The sequence below is a fragment of the Erysipelothrix piscisicarius genome, from assembly GCF_003931795.1.
In the GTDB taxonomy this organism is placed as follows: Bacteria; Bacillota_I; Bacilli_A; order Erysipelotrichales; family Erysipelotrichaceae; genus Erysipelothrix; species Erysipelothrix piscisicarius.
Genome location: NZ_CP034234.1, coordinates 154,976 through 176,637 on the forward strand (window position 1 = coordinate 154,976; position 21,662 = coordinate 176,637).

Here is a 21,662-nt window from a genome sequence, read left to right on the forward strand (position 1 = left end):
TTCACCATGTGAAGAAAGGTGATGTGGTTGAAAACAACGATGTTACGAACCGGCTGATTGAGAATTATCTCATGCGTAAACTGCCAAAATCACCACCTGTATCGAGATCCCACCCGTTCCAACTTACTAACCGATGATGAGGTTTTACACAAAGCGATGGATGCTCAAAATGATGAGAAATTCCACAAACTCTGGGCTGTTTTTTTTGTAACTATTCTTCTCCAAGCAAAGCAGACGTGGACTTGTGTTCAATATTGAGATTTTACAGCAATGGAAATGCATAGCAGATTGACCGTCTATTCCGTAGATCATGCTTGTTCCGTGAAAAGTGGGACTCTATGCGTGGTAGAGATACTTATGGCAAGGTCACTATTCTGAAATCACTTAAAGATAAGAAGGAATTCTACACACCTGTGCTTATCTCGAACGCTCCTAAAGGTGTGTTATTTTGCAGTATTAAATTTTTGACATTTAACTCTCAAATATTTCCTCTTCGTTTTCTTTAACTTTTATATATTGTTTTGGAACGAAGCTAACTTTTCGGATGGGTACACGATCTTTATAATGCTTAATTCCGTCTTTTTCCCAGCTTTCATTTATGATGCTTCCTATTATTTCTATAGGGTCACCAGACTGGAAGTTTCTTAGTATAAATGATGCTGTCTCATTCCATGCTACACAACTTATAAAGGTATTCTCAAAGTTACCCTCTCTGTTTTGATAGTCGTTTCGAGTAATAATGTTCACGAGCATTTTATTGTCTTCTTTGCCTACATCATTTTGTACCATTTCACCATAGATTGTTCCTGTAATTATTACTTTATTTGCTATTGATATTAGTCTCCTTTTATTCTGACTTTTGGATAAATTTTGATATTTCTTTTGCGATATTTTCATCAATACTAATCATTGCAAGTTCGATTTCCCTTTTCATTTCTTCAGTTAATGTACCATTTAAAAAATCTTTGACATACGGTAACTTTGCATCGATATAGTTTTGAGTGATGACTTCAAGTTTTGCATCATTAATCGATAATGAATTAGGGTTCTTGTTCTGGTTTGCTGAAATCACATTGTATATATCAACACCATTAATGACTTTTAAGTTTTCAAACCCTACATTACGACCTTAATAACCGCTTCTTTTCAGTTTGACTGGAAAACTTTTCTCATAATATGCGATGAAACGTGCTTTAAGGGGTCTGTTAGGATTTTTCATGATGATTGCATCTTTATAGTCTTTAATACTTCTTCAATGGTCATCAGCTCTCGTTTAATAAGGTTTGTACTTGTTGAATGATTAGTACTAGTACCATAACCACCTCGATAAGAATTATATTGGCTTTTTGTTTCTACAGTAATAGTACCGAGCGCTTGTGATACTCGTTTACCAAAGTCTACATCATCAGCATTCTTAAGGATCGTTTCTGCATTATTTCCATATATTCTTTTGATTTGAGTGTAATCTTGAAATACCAATGAAAACGTAATACCAAACCCTTGATAAAGGGATAAGTATTTTTCCATACCCTTTATTGCTGGAATGTTTACGATTTCCTCCCCCTCAACTCGGTATGGTCATTTTAATTTACCTACTTCATTTGAACCATCTGATTGAGTAGCTTTCGCTATGACTGCTAGACCCTCTACGTGTTGTGTAATCACAAGTGAAGCAATACTACATGCAGAGGCATTGTTTAGAGGCAAATTAAGAAATGTAAATGTTTGTTGATTGATAGTGTCTTCTAAACTATTGCTTTCTAATGTACTAAGGATTGCCCCTAGTTGATTGTTCTTAAATGATCTAACCGCTAAATCTTTACATACAGCAACTACTGATGGAAAATGTCGTAAATGTCTTGGAGCAAACTGTACAACTAAAAATATACATGAAATGATCCACCCTATAGACGTACCAAAGAAGAAACTATTCATTCCGCCTATGTCTTCACGCTTTATAGCAAGGATCATTTGTTATGCAATAACTAAGGTGATTTTCTGACAAGGGCAAGAACATTATTACTTTCTGTGGTTGCACCTCAATGAAGTGCATCAATATGTTTATCCCAACAGTCAGATACATCAGTAAATAAATTGTACTTATCTGAATATTCGGTATCATCAAGACTATAGTTTTTAACATCAATACTAAGATTATCAAAAATTTGTTTTACCAAGAAGAGCATCTCACCTTTAGGCTCTAATATAATCATCTATACATTAGACTTAGCATTGTAGAGTATTTCTGTAATTGATATTGATGTTTTTTTACCACGTCGTGCTGGAGCTATCGTTAATGCAGATTCAGGTGTTGTATCAAAATAATGTGTATTCGTTTTGTTTTCATAGTACACGAGCCTTCCGCTATGAATCTTGTTATTATTGTAAAAATCTTTAAATAAGTATGCGCGAAAATTTTCTTTAATTTCTTTGATATCAACCCATGCACCAGAACCACGAAAATCACCTTTGATTTTTTTATGTGCGCTTCTTTTGCTCTTTTTCTTGCATCAATATTTAGTGAAATTAAAATATAAATAATTTCACTACTTAATAAATACTGACATTCTATATTCATAAGCGATGGAAGAATGTTTGATACAATATCTTTTCCTGAACTACTGTTGCAAGACATTAACACAATATAGGAAATGAGACACAAAACAGTATTGTGAGTTCTTCTCACCTTGAAATGGAATAATCACTTCGTCACTAATAAATAGTGTATCAATCACGTGTTCTGTATACGAAGGGTGCAGTCGATAAGGTATCAAGAAAAATTTCCATCTAAAACATCAAGAACTTTTTTTACTTCAAGTGAGTTAATTCTTTAGTGACAGTGAGTTCATCGTTGCTTAATACTGAATTCATTGACGCTCGTATGATTTTTATGTTTCTAAAACGTGTCTTTTTAATTTATTTAAATCAATCTCATCGCTTGTAGTAAGTACTATTTAAATTGAATCCCAAATACAAAAAAACCACTCAATGAGTGGTTTTTCTTATCGGTTTAAATGGTGGCCCCAGTCAGAATCGAACTGACGACACACGGAGCTTCAATCCGTTGCTCTACCGACTGAGCTACAGGGCCATTGGTTGCGGGGGCCGGATTTGAACCGACGACCTCCGGGTTATGAGCCCGACGAGCTACCAGTCTGCTCTACCCCGCGATATGTTTAATGCTATGTCATTATAGCATAACTGGTATATAATGCAACCTTATTTCGTAAAGAAATAATATGGCGGAGGAGGGGAGATTCGAACTCCCGCACGCTCTCACGTCTGCTGGTTTTCAAGACCAGTCCCTTCAGCCACTTGGGTACTCCTCCATAGAGTTATTTGCATTTTAATGTAATTAAATTCCGATGATCCTAAGTGTCAAATTGGTGGACCCTGTAGGACTCGAACCTACGACCAACCGGTTATGAGCCGGTAGCTCTAACCAACTGAGCTAAGGGTCCGCTACATCGGTATTACGCTTTTCAAAATAGAAATGGTAGCGGGTGTGAGATTCGAACTCGCGACCTTCCGGGTATGAACCGGACGCTCTAGCCAACTGAGCTAACCCGCCATAGGAATATTTAATTTTAATAATAAAATTGGTCGGGATGACAGGATTCGAACCTGCGACCCCCTGGTCCCAAACCAGGTGCACTACCAAGCTGTGCTACATCCCGAAAATTGGCGCGCCCGACAGAAGTCGAATCCATAACCTCTTGAGCCGTAATCAAGTGCTCTATCCAGTTGAGCTACGGGCGCATATACATCGATTTAAATTAGAACTCCATCAATAAAGTAATGGTGGGGATGAAGGGACTTGAACCCATACGAAGTTACCTTCAACGGATTTTAAGTCCGTTGCGTCTACCAATTCCGCCACATCCCCATTACTGGAGGTTCCTATCGGATTTGAACCGATGATCACAGAGTTGCAGTCTATTGCCTTACCACTTGGCTAAGGAACCATTAACTGTGTCGCGACATATTAACTCGATGTTTGTCTTTGTTGTTGTCGTTTCTCACTGTGCTTTTACATTATACATCATCAGTATAGAAATGCAACACTTAAAATACAAAATAATACATTTTTTTTAAAAAAGATTTAATTGTTTCTTTAATTCAACAAAAAGGGCCTTTTTAGCCCTTTTTGATGCGTTTTTTCGTTATTTTGTCGCTTTAATTCTTTGCCAATAATCAGAAAGAATTACTTTCATGTTTTGATCATAGAAAAACTCTTCGTCCTTATCGTAACCTGTTCGTGTGACATAAGAGTCAATTCCATTGAATGCTCCATCAGCTCCTGTCACATCATCAATCACAGATTGAATCGGACTTGTATATCCAATTTCTTCGGTAATACGCTTTGAGACGTCTTCTGAAATCATAAAATCGATCCATTTATGTGCTAAATCTGGATTGGGTGCGTCAATAGGAATAACCATTGCATCCACCCATGTGTTTGTTCCTTCAGAAGGCGAATAATAGTCCATGTCAGGGTTTTCGAGTAAAATCGCATTCGCATCCCCTGAATACATAACCGCAATGTCCTTGGCACCACCAATCATTTGATCAATGATTTCATTGGTACCGTAAACGGGATCCATGGTTTGTTTCATTTCAATTAACCAATCATTTGCTTTTTTGAGTTCTTCCTCTTGTGTTGTATTCATTGAAAAGCCTTGTGCTTTCAAAGCGATCATAAAGGCATCACGTTCTGAATCATAGAAAAATAATTTGCCTTTATATTTTTCGTTCATTAAGATATTCCAACCTTGAGTTTCAAGATCGTTGCGGTCTACAGTGTTCTTATTATAGAGAATACCAACATTTCCCCAGAAGTATGGAACTGAGTATTCATTGTCAGGGTCCATATGACGTCCTTTAAGGCTTGGAATAATTTTCTCATAGTTTGTAATCTTTGAGTAATCTATTTTTTGAAGCATTCCCTCCTCACGCATACGTTGCGTCGTATAGTCAGAAGGTACAATCACATCAAATTTTGAACCATCTTGAAGCTTATTATACATTTGTTCATTTGATAAGAATTTTTCATAAATAACACGAACGTTGTATTTGTTTTCAAATTCAGGAATCAACGATTCATCAATATACTCACCCCAGTTATAAACACGGAGTTCTTCTTTGGTTTCTTTTGCACCACATCCGGTTAACACAAGAAGTGATGCAAGCAATGCTACTAAGATTTTTTTCATGAAACAGCCACCTTTCTCTTACTACGTTTCAGAATTGGTAATACATTTATAATGATTAACACAACAGTAATGATCACAACGATAATGGTCGAGAGGGCATTCACGGTTGGGTTAATTCGTTTTGACATTTGATAAACAAGAATTGAAATATTGCTTACACCATTTCCGGTAGCAAAGTATGAAATTACAAAATCATCAAACGACATTGTAAAAGCGATAAGGGCTCCCGAGATAATTGCAGGTGTTAGTTGCGGTAAAATAACCTTACGCAGCGCTCCCGTAGGCGTAGCCCCTAAATCCATAGCAGCATCCGCCAAACTTGGATCTAATGACTTTAGCTTTGGTAAGACTGTAAGGATGACATATGGGGTACAAAATGTTATATGGGCAACAAGCATAGTACCAAACCCTTTTTGGAGGCCCTTCACGGACGCAAACAATAGCATGAAGCTAATTGCCGTTACAATCTCTGGATTAAGAACAGGAAAGTTATTAATGGTCAAAATCGATTTCTTAAAAATTTTCTTATGTTTACTCAATCCAATTGCTGTCATTGTTCCAACGACCGTTGCGATAACCGTTGTAATTAGGGCAATGAAAAGCGATGTTCGAACAGCAGCAGTAATATCGTTACTCTGCGAGAGTTTTCCATACCATTTTGTTGAGAATCCCGACCATGACGTCAACGAACGTGAGTCATTGAAGGAAAACACCATCATGACAAGAATCGGTCCATAGAAGAAAATGAGCATTAAGATAATTCCCAATGGCCCTATCCAACGATTTTTTTCTTTCATTAGAGTTTCCCTCCTTTTGGTTTTGATTCATCGTATTCACGATCAAATTTATTCGCAAAATGCATTGAGAGCATAATAAGGACAGCCATGATTAATGAGATAGCACTACCGAAATTATAATCACCAATATTGATAAATTGATTTTCAATTAAGTTACCAATTAAAACATAACTTCCGCCACCCAAGAATTGAGGAATGACAAAGGTCGAAAGTGATGGTAAGAAGACCAGCGTAATCCCGGAGATTACCCCCGATAATGATAAGGGGAAGACAATCTTACGGAAAGTTTCAAAACGATTTGCTCCAAGGTCATAACTTGCCTCAATCAGTGACTCGTCCATTTTCGCTAAAACATTATAGATTTGCATAATCATAAAAGGCAGGAAATTATAAACCATCCCTAGGATAACCGCAAAATCTGTATTCATCATTTTAAGTGGTGCAATCCCAAACAACGCAAGGAAACTATTTATCAGCCCCTTGTCTGAAAGAATACTAATCCAAGCGTACGTCCGAACGAGCATATTGATCCACATCGGAATGGTTACCAAGAGAATCAGGAGTGTTTGCATCCGTTCTGAACGCCGTGAAATAAAATAAGCTAAAGGATATCCTACTAAGAGACAGATGACGGTTGTTATCCCTGCAATTCTAAATGAATAAAGAAGTACTTTTAGGAAGACGGGATCAAAGAATTTTTTAAAGTTAATAAGACTAAACTGGAATGGAATCATTTGGTTCCCTACAGTCGTAAATGCATAAAATACAATTAAGAGCATTGGCACGACAATAAATACTGACATCCAAACTACATAGGGAATAACCAGTGGTCTATATTTCTTCATTAATACGACTCCATCGTGTACATCACATGGATGTCTTCAGGGAAGAAATGGATGCCAACTTCTTTGCCTTCTTCTGAATTATCCGTTGTATGAATGATAAAGTCACGATGCTCTGTTTAACGACAATTTCGTAATGAACACCCTTGAATAGGATCGACTCAACAACTCCCGTTAATTTTCCAAGCTCCACATCAACAATATCAATGTCTTCAGGTCGGATTACGATATCTACCACTTCATTATTTGAGAAACCTGCATCAACGCATTCAAACTGAACACCATCAAATTCCACAAGGCGATCTTCAATCATCGTTCCTTCGATGATGTTTGAATCTCCGATAAATGTTGCGACAAAACGGTTTTCAGGTTCATTATAGATATCCATGGGTTTTCCAATTTGTTGGATTTCCCCTTCATTCATCACGACAATTTTATCTGACATGGTCAACGCTTCTTCTTGGTCATGTGTAACATAAACAAAAGTAATACCCACATTTTCTTGGATTTCTTTAAGTTCACGTTGCATTTCTTTACGCATTTTTAAGTCCAATGCCCCTAAAGGTTCATCGAGTAGAAGCACCATTGGTTCATTCACAAGCGCTCGAGCAATCGCGACACGTTGTTGTTGTCCTCCTGATAAAAGTGTGACAGGACGGTGTTCAAAGCCGCTTAACCCTACAAGATTCAACATCTTCTCAACTTTTTGCTTAATAATATCTTCGTTTGTTTTCTTAATGCGAAGACCAAATGCGATGTTGTCATAAACATCCATGTGCGGAAAAAGTGCATACCGTTGAAAGACTGTATTAATCTCACGTTTATAAGGAGCTAATTTCGAAATCTCAATGCCTTCGAAATAGACTTCACCAGAACTTTGCTCTAAAAATCCACCTAAGATTCTTAAAAGTGTTGTTTTTCCACAGCCAGAAGGGCCAAGTAGCGTCACAAACTCATTTTCAAAGATATCCAAGTTGATCCCTTTTAAGACAAGCTGATCTTCAAAGCCCTTCACAATATTTGTAAATTGAATTAATGCTTCCATATTCTTCCTCCTTTAAAATACAGGGGGTGTACACACCCATATCACACGTGCTCGTTGTTGATGTTCATTAACCAAGACGTGATTACGATTTCCTTTTATGTAAAAAGTTTGTCCTTTTGAAATCGTTATTGTTTCATCTCCATACCTTAATGATACCTTACCTTGGAGTACATATCCAAATTCTTCCCCTTCATGCGGTAAGATTTCATTGGATTCACCACCTGGCTCGAGTTCTAAAAGGATGGGTTCCATCTCGTTTTTTTGCGCATTGGGTACAATCCAATGGATTGTCGAATCATCGCGTTCATCAATAAAATAATCATCTGCAGTAAATACAACTTGCTCAGCAGACTCTTCTTTAAAGAAGACTGACAAATTCGTGCCCAGCGCCTCCACGATATCGTTAAGTGTTGCAATGGATGGGGACGTTAAGTCATTTTCAAGTTGTGATAAAAACCCTTTGGTTAATTCACTACGGCTTGCGAGTTCCTCTAAGGTCAGACCATTTTTTGTGCGCAACTGTTTGAGTCGTTTTCCAATTTCCATAGTTCCTCCCTTGTTTAGTGTTGGTAAACTTTTATATTAGTAAGTATAAACACAAACTAATTATACATAATGGTTTCTAAAATGCAAACGAATTAATAGAAAAAATGTAAAAATAAAAAGACCAACGGAGTGTTGGTCTTTCTTTGGTTTAAGATTGCGTTTATTGTGCTGAACGAATAAATTTTTCAAGCTCAGGTTTTGGTAAAAATCCTGTCTTGCGTCCAACAGGTTTTCCATCTTTAAAGAGAATTAAAGTAGGAATTGACATAACGTCGAAACGTTGTGCTAGTTCGCCTTCTTCATCCACATTAACTTTTAAGATTGTTGCTTCATCTGCCATTGTTGTTGAAAGTTCTGTCAAGATTGGAGCGATCATCTTACATGGTCCACACCAGTTAGCATAAAAATCAATAAGTACTACGCCATCTTTAACGGCTTCATTAAAATCATTTTTTGTTATATTTTTCATTTGATAGTGTCCTCCTATTTGCTTAGTTATTATATCACAAGTATTTCATATGTACCTTAATATGCTCACAGAGCATTTGGAACACGTAACTTAAGTTTTCCATCTAGAACACGTGCATGGACGGTTGAATATTCAAAGACTTCACCATCACATCCTAAAGCTACAGTTTGATTGCATTGTATCTTAATTTCTTTCGCTCTAAAGCTTGTCACGACGTCAAGATCCAAATGCTCTCCCTTATAATACATTGGCAGCAATTTAGGAAGACGTCTTGCTGGTACATCTTCTACGATAGAGACATCGAGTGCACCATCATTAATAATGGCTTTAGGTGCGCTTTGAAATCCATTTCCATAACAACGACCATTCATAACCGAAATGAGAAGGGCATTGTGTTCGCTTTGGGTACCATCCGCTTCAACTATACATTGGATGGGCTTTTTACGAATAAGTTCGTAGATTGCATAATAGATATAAATCAATTTGCGAGGAAACCATGTTTTACGCACTGCATTTACATCACGATTAACTTCTGAATCCACACCCATATTCATACAATTTAAAAAGCGGTGACCGTTGGCTTCGCCAATGTCAATGTGTTGTACAGACCCGTTAATGGTATCTTCAAGTATTTTCTCAAGGGGATGGTTATAGTTGATCATCCGCCAAAAATCATTACCGGTACCTACAGGTATAATTGCTAATTGTACGTCTAAATCTAAACCGTTAAGAATTTCATGTGCGGTCCCATCGCCACCTACAGAGTAAATAACGACATCATTCCCATGATATTCTTCCGCAATTTTTTGTGCGTGATCTGGATATTCTGTATAACGCAATTCATAGTTGTCTTCTTTGTCTTTAAAGTTATTGTCTATCCATGCTTCGACGTCACGATAACGTCCTACGCCTGAAGTTGGATTAATGATAAATACGTGTTTCATGATTTCGACCTCAATTCACATATTTTTATTATGGTACAGATGACCTAATAATACAAGAATGAAAGCCTCTATTTTCATAGAGGCCTCACGATTCTTAAGTATTATAGCGAATATTTTATATTTTGTGTTACCCATGTGCATCCAATTTATTCATTGGAATTCTGATTTTCGGGTTTCTCCGATTCTATTCGAACCGATACAACGATATTGCGATGTTCGCCTTGGTAAAGACCTGGACGAATACTTTGCGACTCGATGATCGCAGTGGTGTCCCCGGATGGAATGGCTTCAATGGTAAATCCATTTCCATTCGCCCATGCGATTGCATCGGCTACCGTATCTCCAATAAAATCAGGAATTGTAACACCTTTGGGTTCTTCAACCTCTGATTTCACGACTATTGTAAGTTCAATATATGTTTGTTTTTGGTGATAATCTCCAGGTTCTACACTTTGATAAATTATTTGTCCATCACTGTAGTAGTCTTGATAAGAATCTGAATTTTGATCAATCTCATTGAAAACGACCGTCACGCCATTATTTTGAGCCCAACGTTTAATCTCACTGCGTGACATTGATGTTAGATCAGGTACAACATTTGAACGCTCTGTTTCTTTATCTTTGTCTGTATCTTCAAGACGTTTCGGTACGACATCACCTGGATAGTAGAGCCCTTCCTCATTTTGACTTGGATTAAAAAGCGCTGAACGATACGGTTTTGATTGTTTGAAACTAAATGTCTTAACATCTAGATGATCCGCGTCGTGTTTCAAGTTATCGCTAATGACATCACGCGCTACTTGGACATCGCGCATATATGGATGGGAAACATATTTTCCACTGTAGCCATCATCAATAATTTCCCCTTCACCTTGAAGTTGGGTCGATACAATTCTAAAGGTATTATACGGAGATACCGGTGATTTCTCGATATTTTGTAATGCGTATCCCATAAGCGATGTAATATCGTTTATGGATATATTCATTTGAAGATTATCCTTTGCGGCATCCAATACATTCACAAGTGTATTCACATTACGTGTACTTAAAATTTGATTTGCGAGTTCTTTAATAACATATTGTTGATTCATTTGACGAACATAATCACCACCGGTAAAGGCATAACGTTCACGAGCAAAGGTAATCACTTGCTTTCCATCCATTTTTTGTTTTCCAGCTGGAATCCAAATTTCATGGAATTCTGATGGATTTTCTTCTTTAGGCAATGATCCCCCAAATGCAATCGGTGACTCTAGTTCAAGTCCGCCTAATGTGTCAACTATTTTCACAAGCGCATAGAAATCTGTTTCAAAGTAGAAATCAATATTCACGCCCATAAAATCTTGAACCGAATCAATGAGACATTGACGGCTAAATGCACGTGCATGAGTAATTTTATCGGGATAATTATTCTGACAAGCAATCGGTAGATAAGAATCACGTGGAATGCTTGTCATGGTGATTTTAAGTGTTTCAGGATTAAAAGAGGTTAGGATGATGGAATCAGCGAGTTCTTCATTAACCCCAATCATTAACATCGTAAAGGGTTCCTTTAACACATCTTTATCATTCACCGTTTCTTTGCTTTTTATACTGAACGAGAACATTGCTTTTGAAAACTCAATTGGATTTCGTTCTTCCGTTTCAAGTCGTTTTGAAAGCGAACTAAAGTTTTTCGGTACCACTGCGAATTGAATTTTATCATTTAAACTCGCTATAAGAAGATCGTCATAGGATTTAAACTTGACATACTCAATTGTTCTTGATTCTTTAGCGACATTTTTCTTTACCGCATCTTCAAATTCTTGCGTTGTTTCAACATAACCCAGCGTGCTGTGATCAAGATCTTCTTTTTTCGCACCTTCCTTAAAACTAATTACTGAAAACTCTTTATTTTCCTGCCCGGATTCATTAATCATTTGATTCGCGATTGCATTGGTTTTAAATGTGTAATAGGACCCTACCGATCCAACAATCAACATAAACATTCCAAATACTGCAACTGCTTTTCGGAAAAAACGAATTCGTTTCGCATACCCTAAAAGGAAAAATAAATTAAGAATTAAAACAAGCAATACGATAATTGTGATTCCGAGCATAAAGTACTTGCTGTGTAAATTAACGTATCGTCCAATGACAAATAATAATGCAATATAGATTATATTCACGACTACTGTTAGAAGCAATCCAAATATTGGTCGATGAATGAATGAGGGTCTACGTTGTTTTGTTTTAGTTTGCTGCTTCTTTGACTTGCCCATCGTCTACCTCCATGATTGAATACAATCCATCGTCATCTTTCGTTACATAAATATCTGCTTTCTGTTGAAACTCCGAGACATTTAAAACATCCGAGTCTTTATATTTCCATGTTATCGCAACACGATATACAGGAATCGAACGTTCAACATCGTTTGTTACGGTATTGACCGTACCATCTTCTTGTGTCCCCAATTCATCTTCTTGCTCAATTAGAACTAACGTGTCTTTTTTGGCACTTGCGGTCGATGAAGCAACTTCAAGTGTTTTGTCTAATTTCCCTTTTTCTTTATAGTAACGCATATCGTTATAGAATGTATCCAGTGCCTGACCATAAACCCAGTCAAGGTCTTTATGAATATACTGCATGCCTCCTACATCATTAAAGCGCAACTTATTGGTCCATGTATAAAAATCCGCAACAAAGTTTTGAGCGATAAGCTCTGAAATCACTTTATCATCTCTTGGATCTTCTTTCAGTTTCGAGGTAAGTTCCTTATAGAGTTCTTTTTGATACTCAGTTGCATTTTTACGCAGCGAATAGAAACTATTCTCGCTTGTAGTACCCCCATCAATACTTGTTTTTGATTGGTATGCTCGGTACGCAAAAAAACCACCTACACTCAAAGTTGTAAGTGAAAGAATTAAAATAAAAATGGTAAGACCTTTACTGTGTTGCTTCATATTTTCACATCCTCTATTTATTCTATCATAAAATGTTCGCTCATAATTATCAATTAACGATTGGAAAATCCCATATTTTAATATGTTTGATGGTATAATTTCATTACATATGACTGGAGGAAAGCATGAAAACTTTAATTATTTCTGATATACACGGTAGCATCGACCGTTTAAATGATGTTCTCAACACACCCTTACCTTATGATCGCATTTTACTGGTAGGGGACCTCATGTATCATGGACCTCGAAATCCAATTCTTGCGGATTACAATCCGAAAGCTGTTTCCGATCGATTGAACCAACTCACATGCCCCATTATCGCAGTGCGCGGAAACTGTGACAGTGAAGTGGATCAAATGTTATGTCAATTCTCAATAATGCAAGACTATACGGTGACAGAATGGAATAATCTTACCCTCATGGTGACACACGGTCACCTTTTTGAACCCGATATTGAGGGCCCACGACACGGCGTAGACCTCTTTATTTCTGGACACACACACGTGCCTGTTTTGAAAAAAATAGACCATACAACAATATATAATCCTGGATCCATTGCACTTCCTAAAGAAAATCATCCAAACACGTATGGATATCTGGATGATCGTGTCCTCACAACGTATACACTTAATCATGATGTCTACATGCAAGCTGTAATTGACTAAGATGTGTTCAATCTTAGATTAGAATTTGAAAACAACCTGAAGTGGTTGTTTTCTTTTTTTTACTTATTCACGATTTTAATGTGGATTGCATTTACACCTTCGTTATAAAATCCGGGCTTAACATCTTGTTCGAGCACTTGATTGTTAATGTAATCATGCTTGAACTCTGGGGAGTCCGGTTTGATTACATCAAAGGTAACTGAAACATGGTTTTTATCCGCCCACGATTGAATTTCTGATTGAGAGAGGCCATTAAAATCTAAGACATCAACGGCTTGTGCACTGCGCTCACTTGGTTTAAGCACCGTCAAAAGCGGACCGGTATCTTCTGAATTTTTCGAAGAAATCAGATCTGTTTGATAAGGTTTACCATAGGTAAACGTAAAGTCGTATTCATTTCGTAAGTCTGCATCTGATTTTAGATTATCCAAAATGACTTTCTTTGCTTGTAAATACTGATTTTCAAAAGGCTTCGCATACCACACACCATTAATAATCGTTCCTTCACCCGCAATCTGAGTTTGCACAACTCTAAATGTTGACATGGGGTCTACCGGAGAACGATCAATACTTTGCAATGCATATCCCATGAGTTTGGAAATGGTTTCAAGTGGAAGCGTCATGGTAATATTTTTCTTCGCCGAATCCAAAACATTTAAGATCGTATTCGGATTTCGTGTCGCAAGAATTTTATTTGCCATTTCTTTAATAACATACTGTTGATTGACTTGGCGGTCAAAATCACCATTTGCCATGTTTTCAATACGACGTTCTCGTGCAAAAGTGACAACTTGTTTACCGTTCAGAAGGTTTTTCCCTTCTGGAATGGTAACACCTTCCATAATGGGCTCACCATCGTCATCGTATTGTTTTTCAAGCGGAAATGAACCCGCAAATGTTGTCGGACTTTCAATTTCTAAGCCACCAATCGCATCTACCATATTTTCAAGTGCATAAAAATCCGTTTCAAACACAAAATCAACCTTAACACCCAGATAGTTTTCAATTTTATCTACCATACATTGTGAACTAATCCCATGAGAATGATTTATTTTATCGTAAGATTCGTTTGGATAACAAGCGATTGGAACATACGAATCCCGTGCAATACTTGTCCTCGTAACTTTAAGCGTTTCGGGGTTAAAGGATGCAAGAATAATTGAATCTGCAAGATCATCATTTAATCCCAACATAAGCATTGTAAATGGCTCTTTAATAACATCCACTTCAGTATTGGATTGTTTTGTAACGGATGTGGAAAACGTAAATAATTCTTTTGATTCCACAAAAGGATTTGACCCATCTGGAATTTCTTGAGTTAATGTGTGGTAATTAAGGGGTAATACCGCAACATCAATCTTCTTCGCACTTACCGCTGATAACAAGTCACGATAATTATCATATTTCTCAAAAACAACATTATCCGCTTTATCCGCGATTTTTTTCTTAATCGATGTTTCAACTTCGGGTTCATTCATGGGTGCATACGCTACTGTTTTACCCTCAAGCACGTCATCCCCACTAAAACTCACAACACTAAATTCACGAACTTCGTCTTTATTAAGAATGGCGTTGGTGATGGCATTGGTTTTAATTGCGTAAAACGAACCAACCGATCCAACCAAAAGCCATACAACAGACAATATTAGAAATACGTATCTAAAAAGTTTATTTGATTTTAAATAACCAAGTATATAGAGAATATTAAGAAGAAGAATAAATACCATAACACTTAGTGTCCCGATTGCAAAGTAACGTCCATGAATGGATGCAAATCTTCCTCAGAAGACAATAAGCCCCAGTGGTAGAATGTTTGAGAGAATAAGCAGTAATGTTCCCACAACACAATTTTCTTTACGCTGGGTTTGTTTCGGTTGAAGTTTGAGTTCCATTTGATACCTCCACAATTGAATAGGTGTCGTCTACCTTAACGACCATAATCTGTGCCGAATGTTGATAATTTTTTGTATCAAGCACGGTTGAATCTTTGTATGTCCATGTCGCATTGACTTGATATGCAGGTACTTCATGGTCATGAAGCAAGAACTTTGTTTTCTTCGAAGTAACCTCGATTCCCGTTACCTCTAGCGTATCCTCAACTTGTTCTCGTTCAATATAAACACGCATATCATTATAGAAGCGATAAAGCGCTTGATCATATACCCAGACTTTAATATCCGGATGTAGAAATTGAATGCCACCAACGTCATTCATTCGAACTTTATTTGTCCACGTATAAAAATCAGCAATAAAGTTTTTCGAAATGAGTTCAGAAATTACCGCATCCGAACCTGATTCAACAGAAGCAAGTTCTTCATAAAGTTCTTTTTGATATGCCGTTGCATTATTTCGAAGACTGTATTGACTGTGGTTTGATATCGTTGCTTTTGTAAGGGTTGTTTGGTACGTCTGCCATGCTTGGATTGCAAAAAAGCCACCCACACTGAGCGTCCCTAACGACAGTACAAAAACAAGAATCAGTAATAATTTATTATTTTTTTCCATAATTACACATTCCTTTACCTTGATTACAATAATGCGAAACCTTTGCAAAGTCAATAAATCACAAAAGTTCACGCATTATCACATGTTTTGCAAAAAAACCCTGATTGTTTATCAGGTTTTTAAATTTGCTACATAACTTCTAACTTATGGTTCCAAAACCAAAGTGTTCCAAAGGTCAAGAACCCACAGACAAGAATTTGATATAAGACCACAAGCGCAAACTCACCAACTGGAATACTTCCACCTTGTAAGAATGCATAAGAATCATAGCGTAATAAAACACTTCCAAACGAAGTATCCACATACGCACCAATTTGTCCGAGAACAATAGCGATTAAAACTGCAATCCCCACAGCAACTAATCCACGATTATTTTGGAAATAGCTTGAATGTGCCACAGCACCTGCAAAGAGAATGACAAGCGAACTGAGCGCAAAGTTTAAGAGGTTATCAATAACCGCAAAAAATGCGACACTCGATTCAAAATACTGTGCAAAGTATTGGGATAATTCCGGCATTGCTTGGCCATAGATTGCAAGACTTCCTGTTGTTGTGAAAGTAATGATGAACAGGGATAGAATTAGGAGTAAACCCATAATCACTGACCAAAAGAACGCCACTAATAATTTTGATGCAAGAATTTGCCAAGTCTTAACCGGTAACGTAAAGAGTCGATATCCGTTTTTATGATAGATGCTTGTATAAAGTACATAGATATTTGCTCGCACGGACATCACTGTCACAATAACTACGAGTGCAAACAACGCTAACGCAATAAAGGTTCCAAAGATTCCAAATCGATCATTAATCGCTAATTGAATCATCAAGATTGTAAGAACACATCCTGCAATCATCATCCCTACAACGGGTGCATACGCTTTATAAGAATCTACCAAATCATTTTTAAATAGTTTTCCTACCATTTGAATTCCTCCCTAAAGATTTCATCAATTGTTTGTCCACGTGCTTCACGTAAATCATCACAATTTTCGTGCATGAGAATCGCACCATCTTTAATGAAGACGACTTCGTCCAAGACACCTTCAATATCTTGAATGAGATGTGTTGAAATGATAAGTAGTGCATCTTGAGTATAATTGCTTAAAATTGTTTCGATAATCGAATCGCGTGATGCAGGATCAACACCTGCAATCGGCTCATCAAATATATAGATACGTGCTTTACGCGATAAACATAAAGCAAGCTGGAACTTTTCACGCATCCCTTTAGACATCTTTGAAACAGGCATGCTTCCATCTAATTTCATCTTAAGGAATAAGTCTTCTAAAACGCCCATATCAAAATCAGCATACATATCACTATAGAGTCTTGCTGCTTTGAGTCCTGTAAGATTGGGTGCTAAGTATTCCACATCAGGAAGATATGAAACAACAGCTTTCGAATCAGGACCAACTGGATTTCCACATACCTGAATATCTCCGTGATAATCACGAAGAAGACCAACAATCGTCTTAATTAAGGTTGTCTTTCCTGCTCCATTTGGACCACAAAGACCCACTATTTTTCCAGATTCCAAATTTAAATTAATATTCTTAAGCACTTGATTTTTTCCATAATGCTTATTTAAATGTGAAATGACCAAACCATTTTCGTTATTCATGTTTCCCAACCTCCCATTCATTTTTAAGAAGGCTTATTGTTTCTTCAAGGTCAAGACCAAGTGTTTTCGTTTTCTCAACAAATACAACACTGTAACGACGTCCCAATTCACTTCTTAACTTCTTAATTATTTCTTGTTTATCTGTAACAAATTTACCATTTGTGCGATCTGTTTCAATCAAACCATCACGCTCGAGCTCATTGAGTGCTTTTTGAACTGTATTCGGATTTACTTTAAAGAATAAAGCAAGTGCCCGGATTGACTCAATGCGATCCCCTGCATTAAGTCGACCCGAGGCAATTTCTAATTCAAAATACTCAATGATTTGTCGGTAAATGACTACGGAACTATTTTTTAGTGACATACCATCACCCACTGTAACACTTAAATAATACAATAGAACAACAAAATGTACAAGAATTACATTTGTTCTGGTGCATTAACACCGATTAAGTTCAAGGCATTACTTAGGGTAATTTTTACCGCTACAAGTAAATTTAGACGTTGTGCTTGTAGTTCCGGGTTACTTGGATCCATAACTTTTACTTCACCATAGAAACTATGGAAGGATGATGCAAGGTCTTGAACATAATTTGCAATCTTATGAACTTCACGTTTTTTCGCAGCATCTGCAACAACAGAACTAAACTCATTAATCTCTTTTAATAAGGCAATTTCTTTAGGATTTGTAAGTTGATCAATGACATCAACATGAGGAACTTCTCCTGCTTGACGTAAAATTGAACAAATACGAGCATGTGCATATTGAACATAGAATACTGGGTTATCGTTTGATTTTTTACGTGCTAGACCAAGGTCAAAATCAAGTGGCGTTGCTAAAGCACGGCTTACAAAGAAGTAACGTGTTGCATCAACACCAATATCATCAACCAGTTCAACAAGACCCAGTGCATTCCCTGTACGTTTTGACATTTTAACTTCAACACCTTCGTCCACAAGACGAACCATTTGAATAATATCAACATCCAGAACATTTGGATGGCCGAGCGCTTCAAGTGCAGCTTGCATACGTACAATATAACCATGGTGATCGCCACCCCATAGGTTTAGTAAATGTGTATAACCACGTTCGAGTTTATAAATGTGGTTTGCGATATCAGGTACGAGATAGGTATAAGATCCATCACTCTTAATAAGGACACGGTCTTTATCATCCCCAAAATCTGTTGAACGAAGCCATAGTGCGCCATCTTCTTCAAACGTTACACCTTTTGCTTTAAGTGCTTCTAAGGATTCCTCTACACGTCCATCATCATAGAGCCATTTTTCACTAACCCATGAATCCATTTCAACTCCAAAAGTATTTAAATCTTCTTTAATGCGCTCTAATTCTAATTTAATTCCAAGTTCTTTAAAATAAGGTACCCATTCTTCTTCCGGTGCATCTAACCATTTGTCACCTTCAGCATCTTTCACATCATTTGCGATTTCCACAATATCGGGTCCATGATATCCATCTTCAGGCAATGCTGCTTCGATACCAAATGCTTGTTTATAACGTGCATAAAGTGAATGACTTAACATCAAAATTTGATTACCAAGGTCATTAATATAATACTCACGAAGTACGTCATATCCTGCAAAGGACATAATACGTGAAAGTGAATCACCCCATGCGGCTCCACGTGCGTGACCAACATGAAGTTGTCCAGTAGGGTTCGCCGATACATATTCATTCAGTAAACGGATTCCTTCCCCTGCATTGGAACGACCATAATCTTTACCAGCCTCAATAACATCATTAATAACACTACCTAAAACTGCTGGTTTCATAACAAAGTTAATAAATCCAGGTCCCGCAACACTAATGGAGTCAACCATCTCATTATTTTCTAATTTCTCCACAATAACGCTAGCAATTTCACGTGGATTTTTACCAACAGGTTTTGTAAGACGCATTGCGATGTTTGTTGAGTAATCTCCCATTTCTGGATTATTAGGGATTTCTAACATTACAAGTCCATCTTCTTTTTCAATACCAAACGCATCAAGAATAATATCTTCGATGTGTCCAACAAGTTTTGTTTCAATTTTATTCATATTAAAGCTCCTTCTCTATATTTTATCTTTAATAAGTTTTTTTCGCCAAGCAATCGCAATGCTGCCAGGTCCAGTATGAGCAAGTACAATAGGATATAAAGGACGTTTTATGACCTCAACCCCAAAATGTTTTTCTAAATCTTTCACAACAGCATTGTAGATTTTTTCTTCACAACCGCCGTCTAAAACAATCCATTCATAATCATCTTTATTCCGATCTACCACAGTGTGATCAAAACCAACGCGGACTGCTTTTTTGTAGGTCCTTACTTTTTCAGCCAAATCAATTTCACCATTTGAAACCTTTAATACAGGTACGATTTTGAGTAAATTCGCAATGGCTGCAGCTGCTGGCGTAATACGACCTCCACGCTTAAGGTAGATAATATTCTCCGGTATGAGTGATGCATACATATCCGCTTCATCTTCGATGAGCGTCCTTATAGCATCCGGTTCCATACCCCGCCTTATCATTTCCTTAACTTCAAGACTTAATAAAAACAATGGGCAACTGACAAATTTTGAATCAATAACCGTTACGCGTCCATCATAATCTTGAGCCAGTCCGCATGCCGTTTGATACGTCCCGCTAAGTTTACTTGAAATCGGTAAAAAGATTATATGGTCATATGTTTTTAAAACGTCATCAAACAATTCAATCAACCTCCCTAAAGGTGGTTGTGATGTTGAAACAGATGATCCGTTTTTCATGGCTTGAATCAATTGTTCACGAGAGATCCCTTCTTCTTCCATATATGCTTTTCCATCGATTGTTAAAGGCATACGTGCTACGATAATCTCATGATCAATTGCTTCTTGCTTTGAAACACCTGCCGATGAGTCTGTGATAACAGCAATTTTCATCATAAATGTCCTCCATTAGTATGATTACTATATCATATTTCTTATATAATTCACTATTTTTTGGTGAGCGCCTTTACAAACGTTTTTTTAAACGCTATAATGGTCTAGCAATGGCGATCGTGGTGAAGTCGGTTAACACACCGGATTGTGGTTCCGGCATGCGCGGGTTCGAGTCCCGTCGGTCGCCCCATATTGAAATTACACCCACTCTTTAGAGTGGTTTTTTTTATTTTCGACGAATATAGGTTTGTTCAATTTCCTGGATAAATGACTTCATGTGGGTCGTCAGGAATTTTTTTTCGTGATAAAGGACTTGAGCGTACATCGAAACCGTAGGAATATCAACGTTCACCGTTTTTAATACGCGTTGTTCGAGTTCTTCTTTTACTGAAAATTCAGGAAGAAACGATAACCCAAGTCCTTTTTTCAAGACAGCGATGATAATTTCTGTATCTCCAACCTCTAAAATCGCATTTCAGTTCACGCGTCGCTTCGCAAGATTGCGCTCAAGTTCATAGCGATACGCCTCACCTTGTTCGGTCAGTAAAAATGGTGCATCCGAAAATTCTTCAAGGTTATAGATTTTTGTACTGCTTACCGTCTCATCCGCACTTACAAACAGAATGGTTTCTTCCTTTTCAAATACTTTTACCATATCTGCACCATAAAGTTGATAATCGAGTGTGAAAAGGATGTCGATTTCGTCTCGCCGTACCATACCCAGCAGTTCTTCTGTTTTTCCGATGATCACTTTAATTTCCACGTTGGGATGTTCCTTGTGAAAATTATAGATAAGGTCTGGAAAAATGCTCGACCCCAACGATCCGACCGTTCCGACGCGAATGGTACCGTGTTCTTTTTTGGTCGATTGATTAAAGATACGCGCTTCCTCAACGGTTCTTAAAACTTCGTTCGCATAAAATATAAATGCCTCTCCTTCTTCCGTGAGGTGAATTTTACGATTCATGCGGTCAAAGAGTTTTGTTTGAAGTTCTTCTTCAAGTTGTTGGATTTGAACGGTCACGGCCGCTTGAGTATAACCTAAGGCATCCGCTGCCTTACTAAAACTTTCTTTCTCCACAACCTTCACAAATGTTTGAAAATGTCTCAGATTCATACGCTCTCCCATTAATTTTTTTTATCCGTT

General features: G+C 37.3%; 23 protein-coding genes, 10 tRNA genes and 2 pseudogenes. 3 read left to right on the forward strand and 32 right to left on the reverse strand.

The genetic code is table 11. From position 1 onward, the window contains the following. Positions 1–287: 287 nt before the first annotated feature. On the forward strand, positions 288–506 hold the full coding sequence (locus EEI45_RS10055; protein ID WP_407644013.1) for a phage NrS-1 polymerase family protein: 219 nt from the start codon (positions 288–290) through the stop codon (positions 504–506). Here the strand turns inward: EEI45_RS10055 and EEI45_RS00725 are convergent. The 24 genes and pseudogenes from EEI45_RS00725 to EEI45_RS00830 form a co-directional block, all read right to left on the reverse strand. Then, entirely contained in the window at positions 472–897 is a 426-nt protein-coding gene (locus EEI45_RS00725) for a single-stranded DNA-binding protein (RefSeq protein ID WP_125163751.1), read from the reverse strand. The genes EEI45_RS10055 and EEI45_RS00725 overlap by 35 nt on opposite strands. Further along, positions 848–1,072 (reverse strand): hypothetical protein, encoded by a 225-nt coding sequence (locus EEI45_RS00730; RefSeq protein WP_125163752.1) that lies wholly within the window; start codon positions 1,070–1,072, stop codon positions 848–850. Before EEI45_RS00730 ends, EEI45_RS00725 begins: the two co-directional genes overlap by 50 nt. A 143-nt stretch (positions 1,073–1,215) precedes the next feature. Further along, positions 1,216–1,554: a TraM recognition domain-containing protein gene (locus tag EEI45_RS00735; protein ID WP_228410554.1), complete on the reverse strand. Its 339-nt coding sequence runs from the start codon at positions 1,552–1,554 to the stop codon at positions 1,216–1,218. 24 nt (positions 1,555–1,578) lie between these two features. Then, positions 1,579–1,971 (reverse strand): hypothetical protein, encoded by a 393-nt coding sequence (locus EEI45_RS00740; RefSeq protein ID WP_125163754.1) that lies wholly within the window; start codon positions 1,969–1,971, stop codon positions 1,579–1,581. A 68-nt stretch (positions 1,972–2,039) separates the two neighbouring features. Further along, positions 2,040–2,213 carry a hypothetical protein gene (locus tag EEI45_RS08515; protein ID WP_164503743.1) on the reverse strand — a complete coding sequence of 58 codons (174 nt, stop codon included), beginning with the start codon at positions 2,211–2,213 and terminating at the stop codon, positions 2,040–2,042. Then, on the reverse strand, positions 2,214–2,354 hold the full coding sequence (locus EEI45_RS08520; RefSeq protein ID WP_164503744.1) for a hypothetical protein: 141 nt from the start codon (positions 2,352–2,354) through the stop codon (positions 2,214–2,216). It lies immediately after the preceding gene. Positions 2,355–3,015: 661 nt separating this feature from the next. Next, positions 3,016–3,091, reverse strand: a tRNA-Phe gene (locus EEI45_RS00745). Positions 3,092–3,093: 2 nt separating this feature from the next. Then, positions 3,094–3,170, reverse strand: a tRNA-Met gene (locus tag EEI45_RS00750). Between the two features lie 70 nt (positions 3,171–3,240). Continuing rightward, positions 3,241–3,329, reverse strand: a tRNA-Ser gene (locus EEI45_RS00755). Positions 3,330–3,384: 55 nt separating this feature from the next. Next, a tRNA-Ile gene (locus EEI45_RS00760) sits at positions 3,385–3,461 on the reverse strand. Positions 3,462–3,494: 33 nt separating this feature from the next. Further along, positions 3,495–3,571: transfer RNA gene (locus EEI45_RS00765), tRNA-Met, on the reverse strand. Positions 3,572–3,600: 29 nt separating this feature from the next. Next, positions 3,601–3,677 (reverse strand) — tRNA-Pro (locus tag EEI45_RS00770). Between the two features lie 5 nt (positions 3,678–3,682). Then, positions 3,683–3,759: transfer RNA gene (locus EEI45_RS00775), tRNA-Arg, on the reverse strand. 40 nt (positions 3,760–3,799) lie between these two features. Continuing rightward, positions 3,800–3,886, reverse strand: a tRNA-Leu gene (locus EEI45_RS00780). A gap of 5 nt (positions 3,887–3,891) precedes the next feature. Continuing rightward, positions 3,892–3,965: transfer RNA gene (locus tag EEI45_RS00785), tRNA-Cys, on the reverse strand. A 198-nt stretch (positions 3,966–4,163) separates the two neighbouring features. After that, the gene (locus tag EEI45_RS00790; protein WP_125163755.1) at positions 4,164–5,213 is read right to left on the reverse strand and encodes an ABC transporter substrate-binding protein; all 1,050 of its coding nucleotides are present in this window, start codon (positions 5,211–5,213) and stop codon (positions 4,164–4,166) included. Beyond that, a complete protein-coding gene (locus EEI45_RS00795) occupies positions 5,210–6,010 on the reverse strand; it encodes an ABC transporter permease (RefSeq protein WP_125163756.1) in 801 nt (266 codons plus the stop codon). Before EEI45_RS00795 ends, EEI45_RS00790 begins: the two co-directional genes overlap by 4 nt. Beyond that, complete coding sequence (locus tag EEI45_RS00800) at positions 6,010–6,855, reverse strand: ABC transporter permease (protein ID WP_125163757.1); 846 nt, start codon at positions 6,853–6,855, stop codon at positions 6,010–6,012. The genes EEI45_RS00795 and EEI45_RS00800 overlap by 1 nt, the downstream gene beginning before the upstream one ends. A gap of 115 nt (positions 6,856–6,970) precedes the next feature. Continuing rightward, a pseudogene (locus tag EEI45_RS00805) lies at positions 6,971–7,897 on the reverse strand (ABC transporter ATP-binding protein); the annotation flags it as partial. Positions 7,898–7,909: 12 nt separating this feature from the next. After that, the gene (locus tag EEI45_RS00810) at positions 7,910–8,443 is read right to left on the reverse strand and encodes a helix-turn-helix domain-containing protein (RefSeq protein WP_125163759.1); all 534 of its coding nucleotides are present in this window, start codon (positions 8,441–8,443) and stop codon (positions 7,910–7,912) included. Between the two features lie 160 nt (positions 8,444–8,603). Continuing rightward, the gene (gene trxA / locus EEI45_RS00815; protein ID WP_125163760.1) at positions 8,604–8,912 is read right to left on the reverse strand and encodes a thioredoxin; all 309 of its coding nucleotides are present in this window, start codon (positions 8,910–8,912) and stop codon (positions 8,604–8,606) included. Between the two features lie 65 nt (positions 8,913–8,977). After that, positions 8,978–9,856, reverse strand: coding sequence for a diacylglycerol/lipid kinase family protein (locus EEI45_RS00820; RefSeq protein WP_125163761.1), 879 nt, complete (start codon positions 9,854–9,856; stop codon positions 8,978–8,980). Between the two features lie 146 nt (positions 9,857–10,002). Continuing rightward, entirely contained in the window at positions 10,003–12,117 is a 2,115-nt protein-coding gene (locus EEI45_RS00825) for an LCP family protein (protein ID WP_125163762.1), read from the reverse strand. Beyond that, positions 12,089–12,799 carry a hypothetical protein gene (locus EEI45_RS00830; protein WP_125163763.1) on the reverse strand — a complete coding sequence of 237 codons (711 nt, stop codon included), beginning with the start codon at positions 12,797–12,799 and terminating at the stop codon, positions 12,089–12,091. Before EEI45_RS00830 ends, EEI45_RS00825 begins: the two co-directional genes overlap by 29 nt. Before the next feature lie 125 nt (positions 12,800–12,924). Between EEI45_RS00830 and yfcE the strand changes: the two genes are divergently transcribed. Continuing rightward, positions 12,925–13,464, forward strand: a complete 540-nt coding sequence (yfcE, locus tag EEI45_RS00835) for a phosphodiesterase (protein ID WP_125163764.1) — start codon at positions 12,925–12,927, stop codon at positions 13,462–13,464. Positions 13,465–13,523: 59 nt separating this feature from the next. On the opposite strand, the gene EEI45_RS00840 is transcribed toward yfcE, so the two are convergent. From EEI45_RS00840 to EEI45_RS00870, 7 genes are all read right to left on the reverse strand, one after another. Continuing rightward, entirely contained in the window at positions 13,524–15,191 is a 1,668-nt protein-coding gene (locus tag EEI45_RS00840) for an LCP family protein (protein ID WP_228410413.1), read from the reverse strand. 127 nt (positions 15,192–15,318) lie between these two features. Next, on the reverse strand, positions 15,319–15,969 hold the full coding sequence (locus EEI45_RS00845) for a hypothetical protein (protein WP_125163765.1): 651 nt from the start codon (positions 15,967–15,969) through the stop codon (positions 15,319–15,321). 128 nt (positions 15,970–16,097) lie between these two features. Further along, entirely contained in the window at positions 16,098–16,892 is a 795-nt protein-coding gene (locus tag EEI45_RS00850) for a hypothetical protein (RefSeq protein WP_125163766.1), read from the reverse strand. After that, a complete protein-coding gene (locus EEI45_RS00855) occupies positions 16,886–17,590 on the reverse strand; it encodes an ABC transporter ATP-binding protein (protein ID WP_125163767.1) in 705 nt (234 codons plus the stop codon). The genes EEI45_RS00850 and EEI45_RS00855 overlap by 7 nt, the downstream gene beginning before the upstream one ends. Further along, positions 17,583–17,954 (reverse strand): GntR family transcriptional regulator, encoded by a 372-nt coding sequence (locus tag EEI45_RS00860; RefSeq protein WP_125163768.1) that lies wholly within the window; start codon positions 17,952–17,954, stop codon positions 17,583–17,585. The genes EEI45_RS00855 and EEI45_RS00860 overlap by 8 nt, the downstream gene beginning before the upstream one ends. A 56-nt stretch (positions 17,955–18,010) precedes the next feature. Beyond that, positions 18,011–19,651 carry an arginine--tRNA ligase gene (gene argS, locus EEI45_RS00865; RefSeq protein ID WP_125163769.1) on the reverse strand — a complete coding sequence of 547 codons (1,641 nt, stop codon included), beginning with the start codon at positions 19,649–19,651 and terminating at the stop codon, positions 18,011–18,013. Between the two features lie 15 nt (positions 19,652–19,666). Then, positions 19,667–20,518 carry a DegV family protein gene (locus EEI45_RS00870; RefSeq protein WP_125163770.1) on the reverse strand — a complete coding sequence of 284 codons (852 nt, stop codon included), beginning with the start codon at positions 20,516–20,518 and terminating at the stop codon, positions 19,667–19,669. A gap of 110 nt (positions 20,519–20,628) precedes the next feature. Between EEI45_RS00870 and EEI45_RS00875 the strand changes: the two genes are divergently transcribed. After that, positions 20,629–20,705, forward strand: a tRNA-His gene (locus EEI45_RS00875). A 36-nt stretch (positions 20,706–20,741) separates the two neighbouring features. Here the strand turns inward: EEI45_RS00875 and EEI45_RS00880 are convergent. Next, positions 20,742–21,644 (reverse strand): annotated as a pseudogene (locus EEI45_RS00880) (LysR family transcriptional regulator). Positions 21,645–21,662 lie beyond the last annotated feature (18 nt).

Excerpts from the sequence above, each read along its gene's own strand:
- yfcE (WP_125163764.1), top strand. The coding sequence starts at position 12,925 with ATGAAAACTTTAATTATTTCTGATATACACGGTAGCATCGACCGTTTA.
- EEI45_RS00850 (WP_125163766.1), bottom strand. The coding sequence starts at position 16,892 with ATGGTAGGAAAACTATTTAAAAATGATTTGGTAGATTCTTATAAAGCG.
- EEI45_RS00840 (WP_228410413.1), bottom strand. The coding sequence starts at position 15,191 with ATGGTATTTATTCTTCTTCTTAATATTCTCTATATACTTGGTTATTTA.
- EEI45_RS00855 (WP_125163767.1), bottom strand. The coding sequence starts at position 17,590 with ATGAATAACGAAAATGGTTTGGTCATTTCACATTTAAATAAGCATTAT.
- EEI45_RS00800 (WP_125163757.1), bottom strand. The coding sequence starts at position 6,855 with ATGAAGAAATATAGACCACTGGTTATTCCCTATGTAGTTTGGATGTCA.
- EEI45_RS00825 (WP_125163762.1), bottom strand. The coding sequence starts at position 12,117 with ATGGGCAAGTCAAAGAAGCAGCAAACTAAAACAAAACAACGTAGACCC.
- EEI45_RS00860 (WP_125163768.1), bottom strand. The coding sequence starts at position 17,954 with ATGTCACTAAAAAATAGTTCCGTAGTCATTTACCGACAAATCATTGAG.
- EEI45_RS00725 (WP_125163751.1), bottom strand. The coding sequence starts at position 897 with ATGAAAATATCGCAAAAGAAATATCAAAATTTATCCAAAAGTCAGAAT.
- EEI45_RS00820 (WP_125163761.1), bottom strand. The coding sequence starts at position 9,856 with ATGAAACACGTATTTATCATTAATCCAACTTCAGGCGTAGGACGTTAT.
- EEI45_RS00740 (WP_125163754.1), bottom strand. The coding sequence starts at position 1,971 with ATGATCCTTGCTATAAAGCGTGAAGACATAGGCGGAATGAATAGTTTC.
- EEI45_RS00810 (WP_125163759.1), bottom strand. The coding sequence starts at position 8,443 with ATGGAAATTGGAAAACGACTCAAACAGTTGCGCACAAAAAATGGTCTG.
- EEI45_RS08515 (WP_164503743.1), bottom strand. The coding sequence starts at position 2,213 with ATGATTATATTAGAGCCTAAAGGTGAGATGCTCTTCTTGGTAAAACAA.
- EEI45_RS00830 (WP_125163763.1), bottom strand. The coding sequence starts at position 12,799 with ATGAAGCAACACAGTAAAGGTCTTACCATTTTTATTTTAATTCTTTCA.
- EEI45_RS00870 (WP_125163770.1), bottom strand. The coding sequence starts at position 20,518 with ATGATGAAAATTGCTGTTATCACAGACTCATCGGCAGGTGTTTCAAAG.
- EEI45_RS00845 (WP_125163765.1), bottom strand. The coding sequence starts at position 15,969 with ATGGAAAAAAATAATAAATTATTACTGATTCTTGTTTTTGTACTGTCG.
- EEI45_RS00795 (WP_125163756.1), bottom strand. The coding sequence starts at position 6,010 with ATGAAAGAAAAAAATCGTTGGATAGGGCCATTGGGAATTATCTTAATG.
- EEI45_RS00790 (WP_125163755.1), bottom strand. The coding sequence starts at position 5,213 with ATGAAAAAAATCTTAGTAGCATTGCTTGCATCACTTCTTGTGTTAACC.
- trxA (WP_125163760.1), bottom strand. The coding sequence starts at position 8,912 with ATGAAAAATATAACAAAAAATGATTTTAATGAAGCCGTTAAAGATGGC.
- argS (WP_125163769.1), bottom strand. The coding sequence starts at position 19,651 with ATGAATAAAATTGAAACAAAACTTGTTGGACACATCGAAGATATTATT.